Origin of the sequence: Domibacillus sp. A3M-37 (genome assembly GCF_024213455.1) — a bacterium.
Lineage (GTDB): Bacteria > Bacillota > Bacilli > Bacillales > Domibacillaceae > Domibacillus > Domibacillus tundrae.
Genome location: NZ_JANAVL010000008.1, coordinates 131,019 through 155,565 on the forward strand (window position 1 = coordinate 131,019; position 24,547 = coordinate 155,565).

At 41.8% G+C, this 24,547-nt stretch carries 20 protein-coding genes; 16 read left to right on the top strand and 4 right to left on the bottom strand.

What is annotated here, in order from left to right:
• Positions 1-225 precede the first annotated feature (225 nt).
• Both NLX67_RS13805 and NLX67_RS13810 read right to left on the bottom strand, forming a co-directional pair.
• Positions 226-1,020, bottom strand: coding sequence for a TIGR00266 family protein (locus NLX67_RS13805; RefSeq protein ID WP_046179483.1), 795 nt, complete (start codon positions 1,018-1,020; stop codon positions 226-228).
• Positions 1,021-1,107: 87 nt separating this feature from the next.
• Complete coding sequence (locus NLX67_RS13810) at positions 1,108-1,698, bottom strand: uridine kinase family protein (RefSeq protein ID WP_254312127.1); 591 nt, start codon at positions 1,696-1,698, stop codon at positions 1,108-1,110.
• Positions 1,699-1,792: 94 nt separating this feature from the next.
• Between NLX67_RS13810 and NLX67_RS13815 the strand changes: the two genes are divergently transcribed.
• Both NLX67_RS13815 and NLX67_RS13820 read left to right on the top strand, forming a co-directional pair.
• Positions 1,793-2,245 carry a MarR family winged helix-turn-helix transcriptional regulator gene (locus tag NLX67_RS13815; RefSeq protein ID WP_254312128.1) on the top strand — a complete coding sequence of 151 codons (453 nt, stop codon included), beginning with the start codon at positions 1,793-1,795 and terminating at the stop codon, positions 2,243-2,245.
• Entirely contained in the window at positions 2,242-4,899 is a 2,658-nt protein-coding gene (locus NLX67_RS13820) for an MMPL family transporter (protein ID WP_254312129.1), read from the top strand. The genes NLX67_RS13815 and NLX67_RS13820 overlap by 4 nt, the downstream gene beginning before the upstream one ends.
• Before the next feature lie 37 nt (positions 4,900-4,936).
• Here NLX67_RS13820 and NLX67_RS13825 read toward each other — a convergent pair whose 3' ends face one another.
• Complete coding sequence (locus NLX67_RS13825; RefSeq protein WP_254312130.1) at positions 4,937-5,830, bottom strand: AraC family transcriptional regulator; 894 nt, start codon at positions 5,828-5,830, stop codon at positions 4,937-4,939.
• 128 nt (positions 5,831-5,958) lie between these two features.
• Between NLX67_RS13825 and melA the strand changes: the two genes are divergently transcribed.
• The 6 genes from melA (at position 5,959) to NLX67_RS13855 (ending at position 13,172) form a co-directional block, all read left to right on the top strand.
• Entirely contained in the window at positions 5,959-7,290 is a 1,332-nt protein-coding gene (gene melA / locus NLX67_RS13830) for an alpha-glucosidase/alpha-galactosidase (RefSeq protein WP_254312131.1), read from the top strand.
• A 334-nt stretch (positions 7,291-7,624) separates the two neighbouring features.
• Positions 7,625-8,701, top strand: coding sequence for a LacI family DNA-binding transcriptional regulator (locus tag NLX67_RS13835; RefSeq protein ID WP_254312132.1), 1,077 nt, complete (start codon positions 7,625-7,627; stop codon positions 8,699-8,701).
• 96 nt (positions 8,702-8,797) lie between these two features.
• Positions 8,798-9,523, top strand: coding sequence for a ThuA domain-containing protein (locus tag NLX67_RS13840; protein WP_254312133.1), 726 nt, complete (start codon positions 8,798-8,800; stop codon positions 9,521-9,523).
• A gap of 476 nt (positions 9,524-9,999) precedes the next feature.
• The gene (locus NLX67_RS13845) at positions 10,000-11,340 is read left to right on the top strand and encodes an ABC transporter substrate-binding protein (protein WP_254312134.1); all 1,341 of its coding nucleotides are present in this window, start codon (positions 10,000-10,002) and stop codon (positions 11,338-11,340) included.
• A gap of 76 nt (positions 11,341-11,416) precedes the next feature.
• Positions 11,417-12,289, top strand: a complete 873-nt coding sequence (locus NLX67_RS13850; RefSeq protein ID WP_254312135.1) for a carbohydrate ABC transporter permease — start codon at positions 11,417-11,419, stop codon at positions 12,287-12,289.
• On the top strand, positions 12,279-13,172 hold the full coding sequence (locus NLX67_RS13855; RefSeq protein WP_254312136.1) for a carbohydrate ABC transporter permease: 894 nt from the start codon (positions 12,279-12,281) through the stop codon (positions 13,170-13,172). Before NLX67_RS13850 ends, NLX67_RS13855 begins: the two co-directional genes overlap by 11 nt.
• A gap of 425 nt (positions 13,173-13,597) precedes the next feature.
• On the opposite strand, the gene NLX67_RS13860 is transcribed toward NLX67_RS13855, so the two are convergent.
• Positions 13,598-14,194: a YesL family protein gene (locus NLX67_RS13860; protein WP_254312137.1), complete on the bottom strand. Its 597-nt coding sequence runs from the start codon at positions 14,192-14,194 to the stop codon at positions 13,598-13,600.
• 105 nt (positions 14,195-14,299) lie between these two features.
• Between NLX67_RS13860 and NLX67_RS13865 the strand changes: the two genes are divergently transcribed.
• The 8 genes from NLX67_RS13865 (at position 14,300) to NLX67_RS13900 (ending at position 24,546) form a co-directional block, all read left to right on the top strand.
• Positions 14,300-15,214, top strand: coding sequence for an aldo/keto reductase (locus tag NLX67_RS13865; RefSeq protein ID WP_254312138.1), 915 nt, complete (start codon positions 14,300-14,302; stop codon positions 15,212-15,214).
• A gap of 123 nt (positions 15,215-15,337) precedes the next feature.
• Entirely contained in the window at positions 15,338-16,468 is a 1,131-nt protein-coding gene (locus NLX67_RS13870; RefSeq protein WP_254312139.1) for a GntR family transcriptional regulator, read from the top strand.
• A gap of 138 nt (positions 16,469-16,606) precedes the next feature.
• A complete protein-coding gene (gene araD, locus NLX67_RS13875; RefSeq protein WP_254312140.1) occupies positions 16,607-17,299 on the top strand; it encodes an L-ribulose-5-phosphate 4-epimerase in 693 nt (230 codons plus the stop codon).
• A gap of 148 nt (positions 17,300-17,447) precedes the next feature.
• Positions 17,448-19,058, top strand: a complete 1,611-nt coding sequence (locus NLX67_RS13880; RefSeq protein WP_254312141.1) for a xylulokinase — start codon at positions 17,448-17,450, stop codon at positions 19,056-19,058.
• Positions 19,059-19,180: 122 nt separating this feature from the next.
• Positions 19,181-20,653, top strand: coding sequence for an L-arabinose isomerase (araA, locus tag NLX67_RS13885; protein WP_254312164.1), 1,473 nt, complete (start codon positions 19,181-19,183; stop codon positions 20,651-20,653).
• A gap of 63 nt (positions 20,654-20,716) precedes the next feature.
• Positions 20,717-21,736, top strand: coding sequence for an aldose epimerase family protein (locus tag NLX67_RS13890; protein ID WP_254312142.1), 1,020 nt, complete (start codon positions 20,717-20,719; stop codon positions 21,734-21,736).
• 228 nt (positions 21,737-21,964) lie between these two features.
• Positions 21,965-22,951, top strand: a complete 987-nt coding sequence (locus NLX67_RS13895; RefSeq protein WP_254312143.1) for a LacI family DNA-binding transcriptional regulator — start codon at positions 21,965-21,967, stop codon at positions 22,949-22,951.
• 248 nt (positions 22,952-23,199) lie between these two features.
• Entirely contained in the window at positions 23,200-24,546 is a 1,347-nt protein-coding gene (locus tag NLX67_RS13900) for an ABC transporter substrate-binding protein (protein ID WP_254312144.1), read from the top strand.
• Position 24,547: the final 1 nt, after the last annotated feature.

A 24,547-nucleotide genomic window follows, 5' to 3' on the forward strand; every position in this document is an offset into this window, starting at 1 on the left:
ATGTGAAATACTTCACAAACTTATTATAGAGTGTAGATAAGCAGTTTGCAACCGTATTTGAACGAAATAAAAAGAGAATCCGCTTGCAATATGTCTATTTTATTAACGCTGTTTAAACGATGTTAATCGGAGCACCGAGCCGTAATAAAAACCTAGACCGGAAAAATTTTTCCGGTCTAGATTAAAAAGAATCGAGTCTGTTTTTTCATTATCCGGCCAGAGACATTAATCCCCATCTCCGCCGATAAAGTCAAACATACCGGCCAAGCCGCCTTCGCCTTTTGATCCGCCATTTTGTGGCATCGCCGCAAAAACACGGCTCGCCAAACGGCTGAATGGAAGCGACTGCACCCAAACCGTTCCTGGTCCGCGAAGCGTTGCAAGGAACAATCCTTCGCCGCCAAATAATGCTGTTTTAACACCGCCGACCGCTTCAATGCTGTATTCGACATCACCTGTCATCGCGACAAGACAGCCTGTATCCAAACGGATCAGTTCACCTGGTGCGAGTTTTTTTTCAAAAATTGTACCGCCGGCGTGAACGAATGCCAGACCGTCGCCTTCAAGCTTTTGCATGATAAAACCTTCACCGCCGAAAAAGCCGGTGCCGAGCTTACGCTGCAATTCAATTCCAATCGATACACCTTTAGCAGCAGCAAGAAATGCGTCTTTTTGACAGATGATTTTGCCTTGATGCTCACTCAAATCCATCGGAACAATTTTGCCTGGGTAAGGCGATGCAAATGAAACATGTTTTTTGCCGCTGCCTTCATTTGTGAAGGTCGTCATAAACAAGCTTTCACCTGTTAAAACACGCTTTCCGGCACCAAACAGCTTGCCCATTAGACCACCGCCGCGGTTTGACGATCCATCTCCAAAGACTGTTTCCATCTTAATGCCGTCATCCATCATCATTAAGCTGCCGGCTTCTGCAATGACCGTTTCTTGTGGATCAAGCTCTACTTGCACAAACTGCATATCATCACCAAATAATTTGTAATCAATTTCATGGTTGTTCATTCATTTATCCTCCTTTATTTTCAATTAGAAGTACGATTTACACATAAAAAAGTTTCGAAATAATGAAAAAAATAAAGCTTTAACGTTTTAGCTGTCCGGCAGCAGGATTTGTGCATAATCGCCGCTCGTTCCGCTGATCACGATGTCTGCGGAACGAGCGGGGTTTTGTGCTTGAATATAAGCTTGCTCCCCAAGCATCCACACGTCTTCCCACATAGAACGCATTTCTTCACCGTCCCGCTCAATTCCGCGCTGAAGCCTCACATCTCTCGGGCTGTCCACCCAAATTTTAAAATGATAATAAGGAAGAAGCTGCTCCATCATCGTATAACAGCCCTCCACAATGACAAAGCCGCCTGCCGGAATGTTATGTGTTTCGGCGAGCTGATCGGTTTCCCAATCATACCGCTCATACTGGGTCGGCTGATTTTGGCTGAGCGGCTTCAATAACTGCTCTTCAAGCCGGTTTAAATCCCAGTTGCCGCCGATGTCATTGCTGCGTTTAGCGGAAAGCTGATAAAAGTCGTCGGCGTGAACGACGGTTGTTGTACTGCCGAGCACTTTTTGCATTGCGCGAGCCAGTGTACTTTTTCCGGCACCACCGCAGCCATCAATAGCGATTAAAAAAGTGTAATCGTTTCGCTTTGAAAACGTTGCGATGAGTTGTTGTATATTCATGGAAAATCCCTCCCAAACAAATTATACCTTATTTATTGACGGTTAATCGTTTACCCCCTAAACTAAAAGAATAAGGTTTAGGGGGTAAACGATTATGGAAAAGCAGCTGCAGGAAGCAGTTGAATTGTTTGAAGAAGTAATGGTATATGGAACCGAACGCGTACTAAAATCGATTGACGATCCGATCATACATGACTATTCGCCCGAGCAGATTCAAATGATGAAAATTATCGGCAAGCATGGGCCGATCACGGCGGGCAGTCTTGCGGTAATGCAGGGTGTTCATAAAAGTGCCATTTCCAACCGGTTGAAAAAGCTCGAGGAAAAAGGCCTTGTCCAAATAGTAAAATCGGACAGTGATCAGCGGTCAAAATGGGTGGAGTTGACAGATGACGGAACGGATTTTGTTGAAAAAGCAAAAGCCATTTTGTCCAGCTTTATTTCCTCGCTTTTGTCTGACCATATTGATGAAAAAGAAGTCGAGCAGTTTGTGAAGACGTTTCGCAAGTTAAAAGAAATTATGAAGTTAGGTGAAGAAGAACGATGAGAAAAATCATTCAATGGCGCTGGCCCATTTTGATCGGCATGATTGTGCTGACAGCGGCTTTATTTATGCTGGCGCCTAATTTGACGGAGCAGGCTGAGGAAGCAGGATCGTTCCAGCTTCCAGCAGATGCAGACTCGCAGCGGGCAGCGGATATTTTAGCCCAAGTGGGAGCAGGAGAAGAAACCATTTCACTTGTTTATACATTAGATAAAACACTTAATGACAGCGCACGTCAATCGATTGCCGACAGTGTGACGTCTCTTCAGAAAATCGGTGAACCGATAACAGGTGTGCTGAATCCGTTTGAAAGTGAAGAGATGGAAAGCCAGCTCGTTTCTGAGGACGAAAAAACAGTGCTTGTGCCGGTTACAGTAGAGGGAACGCAGGAAGAAATTAACATGATCGCGGATGATATTCGTGCAAATGTGCTTCCAGATAATCTGACTGCTTATGTAACAGGTGAAGCGATCATCAATAACGATGTGAATACAAGCTCGCAGGAAGGGCTGAAACGGACGGAGCTGATTACTGTCGGCCTCATTTTTGTCCTGCTTCTGACCGTTTTCCGTTCTATTGTTACACCGCTTATCCCGCTGGCGGCCGTTGGGTTTACGTATTTACTCAGCCAGTCGCTCGTTGCATTTTTTATTGATTGGTTCGGTTTCCCGGTGTCCAACTATACGCAAATTTTCTTGGTGGCAGTGCTGTTCGGAATCGGAACGGATTATTGCATTCTGCTGCTCAGCCGATATAAAGAAGAATTGCAGGCAGGGCACTCAGTAGAAGATTCGATTGTGAATACATACAAAACGGCGGGGCGTACATTATTAATTAGCGGTATTGCTGTTTTTATCGGCTTTTCGGCGATCGGTTTTGCTGATTTTCCAATTTTCAAATCAGCTGTCGGCGTCGCAGTAGGCATTGCGATTTTGTTGATTGTGTTGTTTACGATCGTGCCGTTTTTTATGGTGACACTGAAAGAAAAGCTTTTTTGGCCGTCCAAAAAATCGGCTTCTCATAATGACAGCAAGCTGTGGGCATGGTTCAGTAAATTATCGGTGAACCGTCCGCTCCTCTCCATGCTTGTAGTTGCGCTGATCACAGTACCACTCCTGTTTACATACGATGGTGAATTATCGTTTAACACAGTAGACGAAATCGGTAACGAGTACGAATCGGTAAAAGGGCTTGATGCAATTTCAGAAGGGTTTGGAAAAGGTGATTCACTGCCGGTTACTGTCATTATGAGTGGAGAAAAGGATCTTGTAACAGAAGAAACCGTTCCGTATGTGGAAGCCATCAGCCAAGAAATTTTAAAAGTAGACGGAGTGGAAGCAGTCCGCACGATCACGCGGCCGACAGGAGAAGCAATTGATGAGTTGTACGTCGATACGCAGCTCGGGCTGTTAACGGACGGTCTCGTTGAAGCACGTAATGGACTGCTGGATGTACAGGATGGATTGGCAGAGATTCAAAATGGACTGTCGCAGGTGGAAGGGCAGCTTCCAGCAGGCAGTGAAGCGTCATCCGGTGCGGAAGGGCTGCAGCAGGCAGCTGACGGGATCAGTCAAATTAATGAGCAGCTCGGCCTTATCTCAGGCGGTATGCAGCAATCTGGCAGCACCGCACAAGCGGCCGCTCAGATTGGTGCTGTTCAGCAGCAGCTCACTCAGGCTGGGCAGGGAATCAATACCGCTGCCGGAGAGCTTGAAGGCACGACCGGTCAAATTAGTGAGCTTGGCGGCGGATTAGCACAGCTTGCATCCGGTGTCGGAGAAGCGAATAACGGTTTAGGTGAAATTGCAGGCGGCTTGACAAGTGCTGCACAAACGACCCGGGTGATGAGCCAGTCGGCAAGTGTACGTGATACAGGGATGTATATCCCAGATGGCACGCTTGAAAATGAAGAGTTTGCGGACGTGCTGGACCGTTATACAATCAATGATCAAAAAGGGATTAAACTGGAAGTGTTCCTTACAGAGGATCCGTATTCTACGGAAGCCATTGATATTGTCGAACAAGTAAAAAACACGGTCCAAACAGCGGTGATTGATACGCCGTTTGAACAATCAGAATTTGCTTATAGCGGCATTTCGAGTGTAAACAGCGACTTGAAAACGATCTCGTCTAATGACTTTAGCCGGACGGTGATCATTATGCTTGTCAGCTTGCTCGTGGCGCTGACACTGCTGTTTCGTTCAGTTATGATGCCGCTTTACATGATCGGCTCCTTGCTGCTGACCTATTACACATCGGTCGCTGTAGCTGAATTAATTTTCGTGAACGGACTTGGTTATGATGGCGTGAGCTGGGCTGTACCGTTTTTCGGTTTTGTGATGCTCGTTGCACTCGGCATTGATTATTCGATTTTCCTGCTTGATCGTTTCAGGGAAGAAGCGGTTGATGGAGTCAGTATTCAGCGGGCGATGACGGTATCGATGGCGAAAATGGGTACGGTTATCATTACCGCAGCGATTATTTTAGCCGGCACATTTGGCGCGATGATGCCGTCCGGTGTCCTCAGTCTTGTGCAAATTTCCACAATTGTCCTTACCGGTCTTTTGTTATATGGCTTAATTGTGCTGCCTTTGCTTATTCCAGCAGTTACAGTGTCGTTTAATCAAGGCGTATGGTGGCCGTTTAAAAGAAAATAAACGAAGCTGCTCCGCGTGAGGCGGGGCAGCTTTTGTCTTAATCAATAATAACATGCTGAAGATCCATCATTTTCTTGTCTTTTCTGAAGCTGTCAGCGGACATGCCAATCATCTTTTTAAACACTTTGCTGAAGTAATTTGAATTGTCATATCCTGTTTCCATTGCAATTTCATGGAGTGTTTTATTGGTCGTGGTCAGCAGTTCCATCGCTTTTTGCATGCGCATTTTCGTTAAAAATTGAATCGGTGTTGTCTTCATATGTTTTTGGAACTTATTCGTAAAATAGTATTTGGACAGCCTGGCATGATCTGCAATCTCATCCAGTGAAAGCGGCTCATGATAATGCGCCGTCATAAATTGGATTGCTGTGCGGATGTCTTCAGGGATCTCGGTTTTCACGTGATCAAGTCCTTTTGCGAAACGATAAAGCCCCATTATAAACTCATACGCATAAGCAGAAGAAGTGAAAAAATCCTTAATCCCTTCTTTAACAGCAAATTGATAAATTTTTTTCAGTAAAAAAATTAAGGGCGCTGTATTTTCCACTGTCATTCGCAAACCAAATTGGCCAGTTAAATAATCCCAGCATTCCTCTGCTTTTGTTCCTTCTAATGTAATAAAAAGAAATTCCCATTCCGGACTCTCCGCCGGCAGGTAGTAGCAATGATCACTCGGCACTTTCACAATAAATGCTTCGCCAGGACGAATGCTTAAAGTTTGTTCACCTGCTTGGACTTCACCATATCCATTCAATGTATATTGAAAGATGTATGTATTGTGGTCGTTTTTTCGCATACGGCCATCCCAGTAATAATCGGTCGATGTCCATTTCTCAAAGCCGATCGAAACAACCCGGGCAGCTTCGGTTAATGGTTCTTTTGCGTGATGATAAACAAAACTGTGGTGTGAATCATCTAGTAAAGAAAACAATATATTACCTCTTTTCCGTTTTTATTTACCATTGGCTAAAAATTGAAAGCGCTGTATTATTGATTATAAGAAATACATTAATTAAAGTTTACTAAAATTTCAATACTAACTTTTATGGAGGTTGGAAAATGAAAAAAATTACGTTCATCGGTGCAGGAAGTACGGTTTTTACAAAAAATGTGTTAGGTGACTGCATGTTGTCTCCTGCTCTTCAAGACTTTGAGTTTGCTCTTTTTGATATTGATGCCGACCGTTTGTCAGAATCGGAAATACTGTTGAATGCCTTGAAAAATACATTGAATACCGGTGTCACAATTAAAACCTATACAGACCGCCGAGAAGCGTTGAACGATGCAAAATACGTAATTAATGCCATTCAAGTAGGCGGCTACAAACCAAGCACCGTCATTGATTTTGAAATTCCGAAAAAGTACGGTCTTCGTCAGACGATTGCAGATACGATTGGCATCGGCGGTTTGTTCCGGGCATTGCGTACGATTCCTGTCATGCTCGACATTGCAAAAGATATGGAAGATGTCTGCCCGGATGCATTGCTTTTAAATTATACAAATCCAATGGCAACGCTAACTGGTGCGGTCTCCCGTTATACAAACGTGAAAATGGTCGGCTTGTGTCACAGCGTGCAGGCTTGCACAAGTCATTTGCTGAAAGACCTCGACATTCCGCATGAAAACATTGAAGAGCGGATTGCCGGGATCAACCATATGGCCTGGCTGCTTGAGATCAAATCCAATGGCAAAGACTTGTACCCGGAAATTAAAAAGCGGGCGAAAGAAAAGCAGCAGTCAAAACATCACGATATGGTCCGCTATGAGCTAATGGATAAGTTCGGTTTTTATGTGACGGAATCCTCTGAGCATAATGCAGAATACCATCCGTTCTTTATTAAAGAAAAGTATCCGGATTTGATTGAGCGCTTTAACATTCCACTTGATGAATATCCGCGCCGCTGCGAAGAACAAATCAGTAACTGGCTGAAAACGAAAGAAGAGCTTCTGAACGACCAAAATTTAACGCATGAACGCTCACACGAATACGGGTCACGCATCATTGAAGCAATGGAAACAAACGAACCGTTTGTTTTTGGCGGAAATGTGTTAAACACAGGCGGCCTTATTTCTAACCTGCCGGAAAAAGCAGTCGTTGAAGTACCGTGTATCGCGAATCGAAACGGCATTACACCGGCTTACATGGGTGAACTTCCAGAACAGCTTGCAGCGTTGAACCGCTCGAACATTAATACACAGCTATTAACAATTGAAGCAGCAATGACACGGTCCAAACAAAAAGTTTACCAAGCGGCCATGCTCGATCCGCATACAGCATCTGAATTGTCGATGGACGACATTATCAGCATGTGCGATGACTTAATTGAAGCACATGGCGATATGCTGCCAGAATTTAAAGATGAAACAGAAGAGGTATTAATGAAAAGCTAAAGGTAATTACATTTCATAATAGCTTTTTAAAAGAACCTGCAGCCGGAATAGAGGTTCAAGCTTTAACATTTTATTTCACTCATCCATTTCTTCTTGCTGATGCTTTCTGGTCTTGGAATAGTGAATAAGCTTAATGGGTCTTCCTTAAATCTTGAGAGTTAGTGTGGCAGCTTGCTCTTTTCGTTATTAAGGAAGTACCTTTTTTATTTTGCAAAACCAGAGCCTGAATTTACAATGTTGTTCGAATATTAAAAAATAATATTGAAAGCGATTTCTTAAAGTGATAAAATAACATTAATAGTAAATTTTACTAAACGGCAAGCGAGGAAAAATTATGACAACAATGAGGGATATTGCAAAAAGAGTGAAAGTATCCGCTTCTACTGTGTCACGCGTGTTGAATCATGATGAAACGCTATCTGTTTCCCCAGAAACAAAACAAAAAATTTTTGAAATGGCCGAGCAGTTAAACTATCGGACTTTAAAGAGCCGACGCCTGCAAAGCGGTATTTTAAAAGAAGAAGTTTTTTCAACCGACCAAATGAGTCTGGGAATGATTGTACTCCAGTCAATCAAAGAAGAAGTGAATGATCCTTATTGGCTGTCTATTCGGCAGGGAGTTGAAAAAGAATGCTCCAAGCTGGGAATTGCCTCATTAAAACTGATGAGGCTTCAAAACACAAGCCGGATACAGGAGGAATTGAGAAACTTAAACGGTGTAATTATCATTGGCAGAATCGACCACCACGTATTGCAAACAATACGTAGTTATAATCCCAATATCGTTTTGATTAATCAGGATTCACATGAAGATCAATATGACTCTATTATTTTTGACTATGATAAAGCGGCCTGTCTGGCAATGGATCATTTGTTGGAAAATGGTTATAAGAGAGTTGGCTATATTGGTGGAACGGAGCTGATTTCAATTGAAGAAGCAGACGGACTAAAAAGAATTTATGTACCCGATATGCGTAAAATTGTGTATGAACGAAAAATGGCAGAACAAAACACTTATGATCCAAACTTGGTATTTATCAAAGAATATTCAATTCAATCGGGTTATGAGTTAATGAAAAAAGCCATTGAAAAAGGCAGCATTCCTGAGGCATTTTTCATAGCCAGCGATTCAATGGCAATTGGAGCCTTAAGAGCGCTTCAGGAAGCAGATATAGCTGTTCCGGATGACGTAGTCATTGTCAGTTTCAATGATATTGAAATGGCTAAATTCACATCACCTCCACTGACAACCGTTAAAATTCCAACCGAAGAAATGGGGCGTCTTGGTGTAAGAGTTATAGTTGATCGCTTAAAAGGCCGTGATATGCCAATTAAAATGATTGTGCCCGTGACGCTTGTTGTCCGGGAAAGCAGCGTTATAAACGATAAAACGCTGTCTGATAAAAGGTAGTCGGTTTAATCGTCTTACTAAAAAATTGTCTATAATATTACGAATATTCTTTAATTTTTCATTTGAGTTCATATTTTATTGAAGGAGCTGTTTTTATTGGGAAATATACTGGTATGGAACGAATTTCGTCACGAAAAGAAAGATCCGTCGGTTGCCGATCTTTATCCAAATGGTATGCATCAGGTCATTGCAGGCTTTCTGAAAGAAAAGGGATGGGATGTAGAGACTGCGACATTGGATGAACCGGAACATGGCTTAACAGATGATGTCTTGGACAATACAGATGTGCTTCTTTGGTGGGGTCATGTCGCACATGATGAGGTGAGTGATGAAGCTGTAAAAAAAGTGCAACAGCGTGTGCTGGACGGTATGGGGCTGATTGTTCTTCATTCCGGCCACTTTTCGAAAATCTTTAAAGTATTAATGGGGACCTCATGTGATTTGAAATGGCGTGAAGCCGGTGATAAAGAGCGACTTTGGGTCGTGGATCCGTCTCACCCAATTGTAGAAGGCATTGGTGAGTACTTTGAACTTGAGCAGGAAGAAATGTACGGCGAGCATTTTGATATTCCGGCACCGGATGAAGTCGTCCTGGTCAGCTGGTTTACCGGTGGAGAAGTATTTAGAAGCGGCGTCACATATAAACGAGGCAATGGAAAAATCTTTTATTTCCGTCCAGGACATGAAACACATCCTACGTATCACGATGAGAGCGTCCAAAAAGTAATTCAAAACGCCGTTAATTGGGCAGCGCCGGTGAAACGAGATCGTCCGGTGTACGGTAATGCACAGCCTCTTGAGCAGGTATTAGAAGGAAAATAGAATAAAAAAAATATCATTTCACAGTTAAATAGTCTATGTTGCCATTAAATTACTTATGGTTATTTTTTAATATCCACTATATAATGTAAGCGTATTCATTTTAAAAGTATTTATAAATAAGGATAATTAATGAAAAGTAAAAACAAAGTCACCGTCATCTGATGGGGAAGTATGGCGAAACACTTTTATATTCCAGAATATGAAACGAACAAACAAGTGGAGCTCGCTGTATTTTAGGATTTCATCGAATAATGCGCGCAAACGTTTGTGCGAAAATATCGTACTAAAGTGTATGAGGATTATCACGAACTGTTTGAAAAAGTGGATGTCGATGCCGTAAGCACATCAGTCAATTGACTGTTTTGAATAAGTAGTCAACATTTTAGGAGGTGGGGGCCCTTCAATTCAAATATTCAGATTTGGTGATTTAATATGGGGTAGTTTACTGACACAATCATTACTAAGGAGGATTTACTATGAAAAGAAAAACCAAAAGATTCTTCGGTTTCATTGCATTTCTTATGATTTCTTCACTAATTATTGCCGGGTGCAGCAACGGAGATACTTCTACAGGATCTGATTCAAGTAAGGGTAATGGTGGTTCAGGTGAAAAAGTGAACATCACGATGTCTGCCTGGGGTAATCCGGCTGAGTTAAAAGTTTATCAACGCGCTTTGGATTCTTATATGAAAAAAAACCCAAATGTGAGTATTAAACTAGTTCCGATTCCAAGTGATGCGTACGAGCAAAAATTAATGACGCAGCTTCAAGGCGGAAGTGGTCCGGATGTTTTCTACGTTGGTGATGCTACAATGGCCAAATTGGCAACCAACGGCTCTGTTGCAGAACTCAGCGAATTTATGAATACTGAAGAAAGCTTTGCAAAACCGGATGAGTACGCAGAAGGCTTGTGGGGGGCTGCAAAACAAGGGGACAAGATTTATGGTGTCACTGTAGACAGTAATCCTCTTGTTATGTATTACAATAAAACTGTGTTAGAAGAAGCGGGTGTAAAATCCCCTCAAGAATATTATGATGAAAACAAATGGAACTGGGAAGCTTTCGATGAAGTGACAAAGCAGCTGAAAGATGCCGGAAAAGAAGGATTTATCGCTGAGCGCTGGCTTATGGATACATGGATATGGTCAAACGGCGGTCTTGCTTACGATGATGAAGGAAACTATGTTTTGGATAAAAATGCAAAAGCAAAAGAAGCGCTTCAGTACTTAGATGAATTAAAGAATAAAGACCAAATTTTGTATGCTGGTTCTCTTCCGAAAGGGCAAGGATTGGACGCAATGTTTATGTCAAATAAAGTTGGTTTTGTAGCGGCAGGCAACTGGCTTGTACCAATGTTCAGCCAAAACCCAAGTTTAAAATTTGATTTTGTTCCATTTCCAACAAATACAGGGAATAAAAGAGAACCGGTTCAAGTTCCAACAGCATACATGTCAGTTAGCGCGAAGTCCGATGTAGCAGAAGAAGCAATGAAATTTGCCACATACTATGTATCAAAAGAAGGACAAGAAGTTCGCTTAAAAGGCAGTGGTAATGCGGTTCCTTCTATTAAGGGTATTGACGATGTTGTAGTGGAAGGATCGCCTGTTGAGCACATTCAGTATTTGATAGATGGACGTGATACAGGATTCGCAAACGGTTCCCCAAGAATGTTCAAAGGCCAAATCCCAGGCCTCAATATAGAGTGGGAAGAGCAATTTGATTTAATGTTCCTTGGAAAACAAGACGTAGATAAAACCATTCAAAAAATTACAGAAATCACAAAACAAAAAACAGAAGAATACAAAGCAAATCAGTAAAACAGTAATTTTATGGAGAGAGGGATGAATTTTTTTCATCCCTTTCTTTAAAACTAATAAAAGAAGGTGAATTTACATGCATGACCGTAAAAGAATGATGGCAGGGTACTTATTCATTGCACCACAGTTTATAGGTCTGCTTGCTTTTTCATTAATTCCCGTAATTTATGCGCTTGTCCTGAGCTTTATGAAATGGGATGGGTTTGGAGCCAAAACTTTTGTTGGATTGGATAACTTTATGCAACAGTTCCAGAATCCTGATTTTTGGACCGCTATGAAAAATACCGTTTATTATATGGTCCTCGTAATTCCTCCTCAAATTGCACTGGCTTTATTGATTGCTGTAGCGCTTAATAAGGTAAAAGGGAAAGAGTTTTATCGGGTACTCTTTTTTATGCCTGTTGTGACGAGTTCAGTTTCGATCGGGGTAATCTGGATGTGGATTTTAAATGGTGACTTCGGAATATTAAATCAACTTCTCGGTAATGTGGGTATTGAAGGTCCACAATGGCTGTCAGACACAAAATGGGTCATTCCATCCATTGCAATATTAAGTATATGGTGGGGATTAGGAACGAATATGGTTATTTTTCTTGCGGGTTTGCAGGGAATTCCAAGAAGTTATTATGAAGCAGCTCAGATGGACGGCGCTACTAAATGGCATCAATTTTGGCATATTACCATTCCTCTATTATCGCCAACGACATTCTTTATCGCAATTATGGCTGTTATCGGTTCATTTCAGGTATTTGATCAGGCCTTTGTCATGACAAATGGAGGTCCGGCAAAAGCAAGCTACACATTGGTATTCCATATCTATAAGCAGGGCTTTATTGATTTCAAAATGGGAGAAAGTGCAGCTGCGGCCATGATCTTGTTTGTCATTATTCTTATCTTTACACTTATTCAGTTCAAAATGTCAAAAAGGTGGGTTCATTATGGAGAATAAATTCACAGTTGATACTGACACTAAAAACAGCACGGTGCTGTTGTCTAAGTCAAAAGCGAAAAGTAAATTCAGTCCTTCTCAACTTTTTCTCCATATCATATTGATTTTAGGATCCGTTATCATGGTTTTTCCCTTTTTCTGGACGGTAAGCAGTTCATTAAAAGATATGTCTCAAATATTTGCAATACCGCCTACATGGCTTCCAAACCCGATTATGTGGTCCAATTACATGAATTCCTTGACAGCAATGCCTTTCGCCCAAGCTTACTGGAATAGCTTTTATATCACAGCTATTACAGTTATCGTAACATTGCTGACGGCGTCTATGGCGGCATTTGCTTTTGCTCGGATTGACTTCCCAGGTGCGAATGTACTCTTCATTCTATTCTTGGCTACGATGATGATTCCAAAACAAGTTACAATGATTCCCTTGTATCTCGTTATGGGAAGTGTTGGGTGGATTGACTCCCACCTTGCTTTAATTGTACCGGGTTCTTTGTTTAATGCATTTGCCGTTTTCTTGCTAAGACAGTTTATTATGGGAATTCCAAAGGAGCTGGAAGAAGCAGCAATTATTGATGGAGCGAGCACATTCAGAATTTATTGGAGCATCATTCTACCGTTAATCCGTCCATCTTTGGCCGCGGTTGGTATTTTCGTTTTCCTTGGTTCATGGAACAATTTCCTGGATCCGTTAATCTTCTTAAATACGCCAGAAAACTTTACAGTTCCGTTGTTGTTAAATACATTTAAAGGCCTTTACGTAGCTGACTGGGCATTGATGATGGCTGGAACAACCATTTCTATCATTCCGGTACTGATTATTTACATCATTGCACAAAAACAGATTATTGAAGGTGTTACAATCACAGGTATTAAATAAGCCAGAAAGCGCTAACGGAACTGTATCCATAATAATGGAAACTTGAAAAAGTCCCTATTTGATATTATCTCCTTTAAGTAGACAGTGTAAAAAGCCCGCACTAACATGTGAGTATAATACTTCTGCTTAGAGGGGATTTTTCATGGTTAAATGAGGACAAACCTTACACGTCTAAGAGATACAATAAACAAACGAATCAAAGAATACGGCATGAAAGGCAGCCACTCTTGGGAAGGGATCTACTGGATAAATTTTCCTGTGGAATTGTTCTTCAATCATTTTAAAGGAGAAGTCAATTATAATTCAAGAAGACATCAGTGGGATTTAAATAAGATGCCCCCGGCACAATACCGAGGTCATCTTTATTAGCCTCATAGGCAGCGGCTTTTTTTAAACGGTCCATTTTAGAGGGCGTACTTCAAACATTAATTTGCTTGCTTTTTAATTTGTTCAAAGGTTTTATGGCACATCCGATACATGAGATAAGCAGCAGTACTGATAATAAAAAAGGAAGTAATCGGAGCAGTTACGATAATTCCAATTGCTGTGGCAGTTAAAATAACCATAAAAAAGGTGATCGGCAGCTTTCCGACAGTGAAAAGGAATGTGTTTTTTAAAGTTATTTTTATCGGTCCATCGAAATTCGCCATCACAGGGAATAAAAACAAAGTAAACCCTAAGCCTAATAAGGTAAATCCAGTCAAAACGGAGAAAAACAGTGGCTTAGCAAATTGGAAGTGAAGAACAGCTAGGTAATCCAAATATATAAAAGTGGCTACAGCCAGCCAAATTAAACCGATGATAAAGCTTTTTTTAAAATTGTCTTTAAAAAATAAAATGAAAGATCGGTAGACACTGATATCTTCATAAAGAATCCAATGCCTTACAACACAATACATCGCTGCAGTAGCAGGGAAAATGGTGACAACGGGAAGAGAAAAAATCATCCAAAGTATACTTAATTGGAACAAATTAGTAATAATATCGATAAAATTGTATAATTTGCTGTTACTAGTCCACATATATTTCCTTTCTTCAGAAAATTTATTTTATTGCTTTATTTTAACATATTTTAAAAGAGTAAATGAAAATAATAGCGCATTTAAATTAAAAGGAGTGGAAATGAATTGAAATATCGCACACTTGGAAAAACGGGACTAAACGTATCTGTTATCGGAATTGGAACATGGCAATACGGTGGCGAATGGGGAAAAGAGTTTGGACAAAAAGAAGTAGCTTCTATTTTAGAAAAAGCAAAAGAAGTGGGGATTAATTTAATTGATACAGCTGAATGCTATGGAGACCATTTGTCGGAATCACTTATCGGACATGCTATAAAAAAAGAGCGTGAACAATGGATTGTGGCTACAAAGTTTGGCCACCATTTCCATCGAAATTTTGAACGGACAAATCACTGGTCTTCAGAAGAAGTGGTGAAACAGCTGGACGATTCCTTAAAAGCACTTCAAACTGAATACGTAGATTTATATCAATTTCACTCCGGCAGCGACGACGCATTCGATAATGACGATCTTTGGACGGAGCTGGACAAACAAGTGAAAGCAGGGAAAGTCCGCCATCTAGGTATTTCAATTGGCAGCAACGCAAACATTCATCAAACGAGCAAAGCCAGCGACGTGAACGCGGAAGTCATTCAAGTCGTGTATAACCGCCTTGACAGGGTACCGGAAAAAGAGGTATTTCCTTCGTGCGAAGAGCAAAATCTTGGCGTGCTGGCCCGTGTGCCGCTTGCGAGCGGTTTTTTAAGCGGCAAATACAAGCCTGGCTCTGTATTCGGTGAAAACGACGTCCGTCATAACAGGGATAAACAAGAGCAGGAAAACATGCTGAGGCTGGTTGAACAAATTCAAAAAGAAGAAGTACCTTCAGGCGTCAACATGGCTGAGTGGGCGCTGGCGTGGTGCTTGAAGCATCCTGCTGTTACAAGCGTCATTCCCGGCTGCAAAAATGTAGAGCAGGTGGAGTCCAATGCGCGGGCAGCTGAATTAGTGAGTGATGGTCATCCGCAGGCCGCAAAATAAAGAGAAAAAAGGCTGTCTGAAACATAGACAGCCTTTTTTTTATGGGAAAAACAAATTACATACATCTTATTTGTGAATATGATAATATATGCGTATAAGTTGAATTTGAATCGGGGTGATCGATTGGAAACGAAACACAGCATGGTTAAACAGGCGATCCAATCACGTATATTAGACGGCACGTTTTTACCGCATCAAAAAATAAGCTCAGAGAGTGAATTGATGAAAGAGTTTAGTGTGAGCCGCCACACTGTGCGCCTCGCACTCGGCGACCTCGTCAGCAAAGGATGGCTTTACCGTGAACAGGGCGCCGGCACGTTTTGCGCCGACCGTCAGGCGAATGGTTCAGCGTCCGATACACGTACACAAAAAAACATCGCGCTTATTACAACGTATATTTCAGACTATATTTTCCCTTCTATTATTCGAGGTGCAGAGTCCGTATTAAGTGAACAAGGATACCATGTGACCCTTTTCAGCACGAATAATAATCACGAAACAGAACGGGAAATTCTTGAGAAGATATTATCAAGTTCATTCGATGGAGTCATTGTAGAGCCGACAAAAAGCGCCATCAGCAATCCAAACCTTAATTATTATTTAAATTTAGAGCGACAAAACGTCCCATATGTCATGATCAATGCGTATTATGATGAGCTCGAGCCACTTTATGTGGCCATGGACGATGAAAAAGGCGGTTTCTTGCAAACGGAATTTTTAATTAAGCAAGGGTACCGAAAAATTGCCGGCTTTTTCAAAACCGATGACCTGCAAGGTGTGAAACGAATGAAGGGATTTTTAAAAGCACATCGGAAATACGGCATTCCGATTGAACCCCGAAATATTGTTACGTACTACACGGAAGAAAAAGCGGATAAACCGGCTCTTGAATTAAAAGAATTGCTGGCGCTGCCGGAAAAAGACGTACCGGATTCACTCGTTTGTTACAATGACCAGATGGCGCTTAGCCTGCTGAACATTTTACGCAGCGAAAACATTCGTGTGCCGGATGATATCGCAATGGTTGGATATGATGATTCGTTTTTAGCGGACGTATCAGAAGTAAAGCTGACCACTGTCGAGCATCCGAAAAGTGGTCTAGGAGAAACGGCGGCTCGCCTTATTATGGAGCTCGTTAAAGAAAAGAAAGGCTCGGCGGCCAAAAAAGAAACAAAGCAGGAATCGATCTTGTTCGAACCGAATATTCGAATTCGGTCTTCGGTAAAAATGATGGCGGAAGCTCATAAACAATAACTTGTTTATGAGCTTTTTTATCTCTGAAAAAGTTATTTTTAATTTTGTGATGATAATGATTGATTATACGTACATATTATACTATTATTTATTTTAAGAATTAAATATACGTACGAGTTGAAGCGAGGAGGATTTTTTATGCTGGAGCAATTAAAGCAAGACGTTTTAGAGGCGAATCTTGCCCTCCCAGAACACGGACTCGTGACTTTTACATGGGGGAATGTAAGCGGTTTCTGTGAAAAAGAACAGCTGGTGGTTATTAAACCGAGCGGTGTGGCGTACGACAAGCTGACTGCAGACGATATGGTCGTTGTGGATCTGGAGGGGAATGTGATAGAAGGTCATTTAAACCCGTCTTCTGACACAGCCACTCACTTAATTTTATATAAGCATTTTTCCGGCATTGGCGGCGTTGTCCATACGCATTCTCCGTGGGCAACGAGCTGGGCACAGGCGGGACGTGCCATTCCGGCTCTCGGCACAACGCATGCTGACTATTATTATGGTGAAGTACCATGTACCCGTCCGCTTACGAAAGAGGAAATTGAGCGGGCTTATGAAGTGGAAACAGGGAATGTCATCGTTGAAACGTTTATGAATCTTGATCCACGGGCATTGCCAGGTGTTCTCGTGTACGGACATGCGCCGTTTAACTGGGGAAAAACCCCGAAAGAAGCCGTTCATAATGCGGTTGTGCTTGAAGAAGTCGCCAAAATGGGCCTGAACACTTTTCAATTAAATGCACAGATTGAGCCGATTGATCAGTTTTTGCTTGATAAGCATTATTTACGAAAACATGGAGCAAACGCCTATTACGGGCAAAAGGGATAAACCATCATGACAGAAAAATATACAGTCGATGTTGATTGCGGAATCTAGTCAGGGAGCGCCGTGATTGTGTCATTAAAAGATGAGCGATTCAGTATCCAGCAGATTATCATGAAAAATCATAAATTATCGATTAAAAGGAAGTGGTTGAATGACTAATAGGTTGAATCTAATAAAAGCTGATATCACTAACAGTCGAACAGCTTTAGGTATTGAGTTTGGTTCTACTCGTATCAAGGCAGTGTTGATTGATTCAAATCATTCGCCAATAGCTTCTGGAAGCTATGAATGGGAGAATCGCCTGGAAGAAGGGATATGGACATATTCTCTTGATGATATTTGGCAAGGTCTTCAAATAAGCTATCAAGAGATGGCAGCTGAAGTGAAAGAAAAGTATGAAGTAACTCTTCAAAGGGTTGGCGCAATTGGCTTTAGTGCGATGATGCACGGTTATATGGCGTTTAACAAAGATGGAGAGTTGTTGGTTCCATTTCGGACCTGGAGGAATTCGATCACTGAACAAGCAGAAAAAGAATTAACAGAGCTCTTCCATTATAATATCCCGCAAAGATGGAGTATTGCTCATTTGTATCAAGCCATTATAAATGAAGAAGAACATGTGGAAAATATTGATTTCTTCACAACACTAGCTGGCTATATCCACTGGAAGTTGACGGGCAAAAAGGTTTTAGGCGTTGGAGATGCTTCCGGTATGTTTCCAATTAATGTGGAAACAAAGAATTATGATTCAAGGATGATTCAAGTATTTGATGATTTGATCAGCGAAAAGAATTATCCATGGAAATTAGAAGAGATTTTACCACAGGCTATGCCAGCTGGCGGTGAAGCTGGGCAATTATCAGAAGAAGGAGCAAAGCTATTAGATGTGAGTGGAAACCTTCAAGCGGGCATTCCACTTTGTCCTCCAGAAGGTGACGCAGGAACGGGTATGGTCGCAACGAACAGTGTTGCCCAGCGTACAGGAAATGTTTCGGCAGGAACTTCCGTGTTTGCGATGATTGTACTGGAAAAAGAATTGAAAAAGGTTTATCCGGAAATCGACCTCGTTACTACGCCTTCTGGAAGTTTAGTTGGTATGGTTCATGCGAATAACTGTTCTTCTGATATCAATGCTTGGGTGAAGCTTTTCCGTGAGTTTTCAGAAGTTCTGGGTTGTGAAGTAAATACAGACAAACTATTTGAAGTCTTATTCAATAAGGCCCTTGAAGGAGATAAGGATTGCGGAGGACTATTGTCTTACGGCTATTATTCTGGCGAGAATATCACAGGAATGAGAGAAGGCCGGCCCTTATTCGTACGTTCACCAGAAAGCAATTTCAATCTTGCAAACTTTATGCGCGTGCATTTATTCTCAGCACTTGGGGCTTTGAAAATCGGGATGGATATTCTGTTAAATGAAGAAAAGATTCAGATCGACAAAATATTGGGACATGGAGGCCTGTTTAAAACTAAAGGTGTTGGACAGAAGATCATGGCCGCAGCTATGAATGCACCTGTATCCGTTATGGAAACGGCTGGTGAAGGCGGTGCGTGGGGGATTGCTCTGCTTGCATCCTTTATAACCAACAAAAAAGAAAATGAATCATTAGAAGAGTATCTTGATCAGAAGGTGTTTGTTGACAATTCCGGTGTGAAAGTAGATGCAGACGAAAAAGATGTTGAAAGCTTTGAAGCCTTTATCAATCGTTATAAACAAGGACTTACAATCGAGCAAGCAGCTATTGATAATTTAATAATTTAGAAAGAGGCAGACCAGCTTTGTTAGAACGCCTTAAAGAGGAAGTTTTTCAAGCCGATCTTGAATTAATCAAATACAGTGAAGATGCCTTTTTTGGGGAAAAACAAATCAAGGGAGCGATAAGCATGTTAACAGCAGATAAGAAAGAATTTTGGTTTGTTACAGGAAGTCAGCACTTGTATGGGGAAGAAACGCTCAAGGAAGTACAGGGAAATTCAGAAGAAGTCGTAAATGGCTTGAATGAAGAGGAAACCTTATCTTATCCAGTTGTATTTAAAGAAGTGTTAACCACTTCGGGTGATATTCATCAGCTTATGCAAAAAGCAAACGTCGATGAAAATTGCGCCGGCGTGATTACGTGGATGCATACATTTTCACCGGCGAAAATGTGGATCGCTGGCTTAAAAGCGCTTCAAAAACCGCTTTTGCATCTGCATACACAATTTAATCGTGATATTCCGTGGAGCAGCATTGACATGGACTTCATGAACTTAAATCAGGCGGCGCACGGTGACCGGGAATACGGGTTTATTGGCACCCGCATGCAAATTGGGCGCAAAGTGATCGTCGGCCACTGGCAAAATGAATCCGTAAAGAAAGACATTAGCGACTGGATGAAGATTGCGGCTGCGGTGACAGAAGGACCGAATATCCGGGTCGCCCGCTTCGGCGACAACATGCGGAATGTTGCGGTAACGGATGGCGATAAAGTAGAAGCGCAAATTAAATTCGGCTGGGTCGTCGACTATTACGGCATTGGGGATCTTGTTGAGGAAATGAACGCGATCACAGATGACCAGGTTGAGTCTGTCTATGCAGAATACAAACAACAATATGATTTTGAAGAAAGTGATGAAATCAGTGCGGCCATTAAAGAGCAGGCGCGCATTGAAATCGGTTTGCGTTCTTTCTTGGAAAAAGGGGACTACAACGCCTTTACAACAAATTTTGAAGATCTGCACGGCATGAAGCAGCTGCCGGGTCTTGCGGCGCAGCGCCTAATGGCAGATGGCTACGGGTTTGCGGGTGAAGGTGACTGGCGGACAGCGGCGCTTCTTCGCATGATGAAAATTGCGGCAGGCAATAAACAAACGTCATTCATGGAAGACTACACATACCATTTAGAAGAAGGCAACGAAATGATTCTCGGCTCGCATATGCTTGAAGTGTGTCCGACTGTTGCTGCTTCTAAGCCGCGTATCATCGTTAATCCACTGTCAATCGGTGGCAAAGCAGATCCGGCACGCCTTGTGTTTGACGGCCTGAGCGGACAAGCTGTTAATGCGTCACTTGTAGAAATGGGAGGGCGCTACCGATTAATCGTGAATGTAGTCGACGCGGTTGAGTCACCGAAAGAAACACCAAATCTTCCGGTCGCGAAAGTGCTCTGGAAACCACAGCCGTCTTTAAAAACGGCAACAGAGTCATGGATTTACGCAGGCGGTGCTCATCATACGGTTCTGTCATTCGCCGTCAGCGCGGAACAGCTGTATGACTTTGCCGAAATGGTGGGTATTGAGTGCGTTATCATTGACAATGACACGAAAACGTCTCAGCTGCGCAACGAGCTAAAGTGGGGAGAAGCAATCTGGAAATAATTAATGGAAAAGGCTGTCTCATTCATGAGCCGGCCTTTTCTTCTACTAAAAGGGGCGGAGAATATGACCGGAAATATAAATGGAACAAACATTAAAGAATTCACGTTAAGAAACAAAAACGGCATGGAGGTGTCGTTTATTGATTACGGCTGCACTATTACAAAAATAATCGTGCCGGATCGTGAAGGGAATCGTGAAAATGTCGTGCTTGGTTATGAGAAAATCGATCAATATGCAGACAATCCGTGGTACTTGGGTGCCATTATCGGCCGCTTTGCCGGACGGATTGGCGGTGGTTCATTTGAACTGGACGGAAAAACGTACACGCTTGAAAAGAACGACGGAAACAATCATCTGCATGGCGGCGAGTCAGGTTTTGACAAAGTCATTTGGCAATCCCAATGTATCGCAGGCGGTGTCCAGTTTACCCATGAAAGTCCGGACGGAGACGGTGGATATCCAGGAAATTTGAAAATAACTGTCACGTATACGTTAAACGATGAAAATGAGTTTGCTATTCAATACGAAGCCCTCTCGGATGAACGGACTCTTTTGAATATGACGAATCATACGTATTTTAATTTAAGCGGCGGCTTAAAACGGGATATTACCGACCATGTCCTTCAAATCGACAGCGACCAGTATGCAGAACTGAATGACCAGCTTCTGCCGACCGGCACGATTCAGTCTGTTGCAGGCACGGCATTTGATTTCCGGCGCGGCCAACGGATTCAAGCAGGTGTAGAATCTGCTGACCCGCAAAACAAACTAGCAGGTGAGGGGTATGACCATCCATTTGTGCTGAGCGGCGACAGGGGTATCACATTGTCAGATAAACAAAGCGGTCGTGTGTTAAACATTAAGACTGACCAGGCGTGTGTCGTGTTGTACTCTGGAACACAAATTAAAGAGGGTGTAAAGCTTGATGGGGGAACGTCACAAAAATATGCCGGACTTTGCCTTGAAACACAAGGGCTGCCGGATTCCATTCATCATCCTCATTTTCCGCAAAGCACTCTCCGAAAAGACGAACGATACGTATCAAGGACTGTATACCGATTTTCAACCAGGAAAGGTGAATGAGAAATAGCGCATTCTGCTATTGAAAAGATCATTGTTGAATGGGATGCTTTTAAGCAATGCGTGAACTATATGAACAAGGAATTTAAAGAAAACATGGGTGCGTTTCGCATCCATGTTTTCTTTTATAAACTCAACAGATACAATTTGACCGTTCAAGTGAAGTGTAATACAGTATTATCAATCTTTATTGCATTTGGAGTAAGGGATCAGCTGAAGGAGGCATAAAAAATGCGCGTTACGATTAAAGATATTGCAGCCATTTGCGGCGTTTCTGCCGGTACTGTAGATAGAGCACTTAACAATCGCACAGGAATTAGTGAAAAAACAAGAAACAAAGTAATGAAAATAGCGGAAGAAATGAATTATCAGCCAGACTTTACCGCGAGAAGCCTTGTCATGGGAAAAACAATGACACTTGGTGTTGTGTTATTTGATTTGTACAATCGCTCATTCGCCCAGTTGATGAATGCTATTGAACAGAAAGCGAGAGAGCTTGGTTATTTTGTTTATATTACGCTAACGGATAAAGACCCTGAAAATGAGCGGGCGTGTATTGAGTATTTAATCAATCGCAAAGTCGACGGAATCATTTTATTCACAGTGAATCAAGGGGAAGAATTTGACGCTTATTTAAGCAGGTTTCATACACCGATTGTGACTATTTTCAATTACGTATCAAGCAATTGGGAATATGTCGGAATTCGTGATCGCCAAGCGATGAAAGAAGCGGTCGATTACATTGCATCAAAAGAGTATAAACGCTTTATTTATGTAAGCCCCCCTCTTGTATACGCGGGAAAATCAAATATTTACACACAAGAAGAGCGTTTTATTGGATTTATGGAAGGGATCGAATTAAACAACGCCCCTGAACCCCTCGTATTAAAAGACTCAAACTATTTAGAAAAACTGCAAGATTATTCATTTAATTCAGCTGAAAAAACAGCCATAGTATGTTCTACGGATTTATATGCGCTGGAAGTAATGAATCTTTTGAAAGAAAAAAATATTCCAATTCCGGAACAAGCAGGGGTTATGGGATTTGATGATATTGATATGTTAAAGTACATTTCACCGCGCCTAACGACGATGAAATACCCGATTGTGCAAATTGGAGAAAAAGCGGTTGAAAGTATCGTGAATAAAATTGAGAGAGGTGCCTATATATCCGTGCCGCTTTTAGGTCACGAGATTATTAGAGGAGAATCTATATGATTTGACCGAATATTCTAAAAAAGGGGTTGACCGTACAAGTTGAGGGTGATAAAATTCAATTTATCAACAATGTTGCTAAACAATATGTAAGCGTTATCTTAAGGGCTTTTCTTACGTGGAATCGCGCACGTACACGAATAGAAAGGTCATTTTATTTACTCTTTACGTGTACGTACACGTAACGGGTTTAACTGCAGTGTTGATGAATGTTCTGCTTTCAATTTAATTAAGCAAAGGGGAGAGAGGAAATGAAAAAAAGAAGCTTATACGTCATGCTTTTTAGTATGCTGTTTGTCCTGCTGGCAGCATGCGGAGGCGGAAGCGGAGGCGGAGGCGGTTCAGAGGATGCTGAAGGCGCGGAAGCTGTAGAGGTAATCGGAAGCGAATCTAAAGATGCTACAGAATTGAAATTTTGGACATTTAATGCACTCCACATTGATATTTACAAAGATGCAGTTAGTCGCTGGAACGAAGAGTTTCCTGATCGCCCAATTAAATTGAAAGCAGAAGCATATCCTTACGATAATATGCACAATAATTTGCTGTTAGCGCTGCAATCCGGCACCGGAGCGCCTGATATTGTTGATATTGAGCTGGGACGTTTTCCAAACTATTTGCAGGGAGAGCCACAGCTTCTTCCGATGAATGAATATGTGGAGCCTGTTAAGGATCAATTTATTGAATCGCGTTTTGATATTTATTCGAAAGATGGACAATATTACGGTCTTCCGACTCACGTTGGGGCAACCGTTGCTTATTACAACAAAGAAATCATGGATGCAGCAGGCGTAGACATCGATTCTATTCAAACATGGGATGACTATGTAGCAGCTGGCAAAAAAGTAGTGGAAAACACTGATGCGACTATGACGACATTGGAAACGAATGATTATTGGTCTTATTGGCCATTGATTAAGCAGCAAGGTTCTGATTTTTTTGATGAAAATGGTGAGGTTACCATTTCAAATAAGACAAACGTTGAAACACTTGAATTTATGCGCAGCTTAATTTATGACGAAAAAATTGCTGAGATTACACCAGGCGGCGGACATCACGAAGAAGAATACTACGGATTTATGAATGACGGCGGCGCTGCATCCGTTATAATGCCAATGTGGTACATGGGGCGTTTCACAGACTACATGCCAGATTTAAAAGGGAAAATGGTGATCCGTCCAATGCCGAAATGGACAGAAGATGGAAATCGTTCAGCAGGAGCGGGAGGTACAGGTACAGCCGTAACCAATCAAACCGAGCATCCTGAATTAGCAAAAGAGTTTCTTGCCTACGCAAAATTATCTGAAGAAGGAAACATAGCCTTGTGGAAAGTGATGGGATTTGATCCTCCGATGTGGACAGTTTGGGAAAAACCTGAAATTCGAGAAGACAATAAATATTATCAATATTTCGGAACGGACATTTTTGATACGCTCCTTAGTATAAGAGATGAAATTGATTCAATTAATATTACGGAGAAAAATCCGCTTGTGCAGGAACAGCTGTCAACAAATGTATTTAATAATGTCTTGCGATCTCAATCCCAGTCGGCAGAAGAAGCGTTGAAAGAAGCGGAAGCTGCTATCAAAAACAATTAAT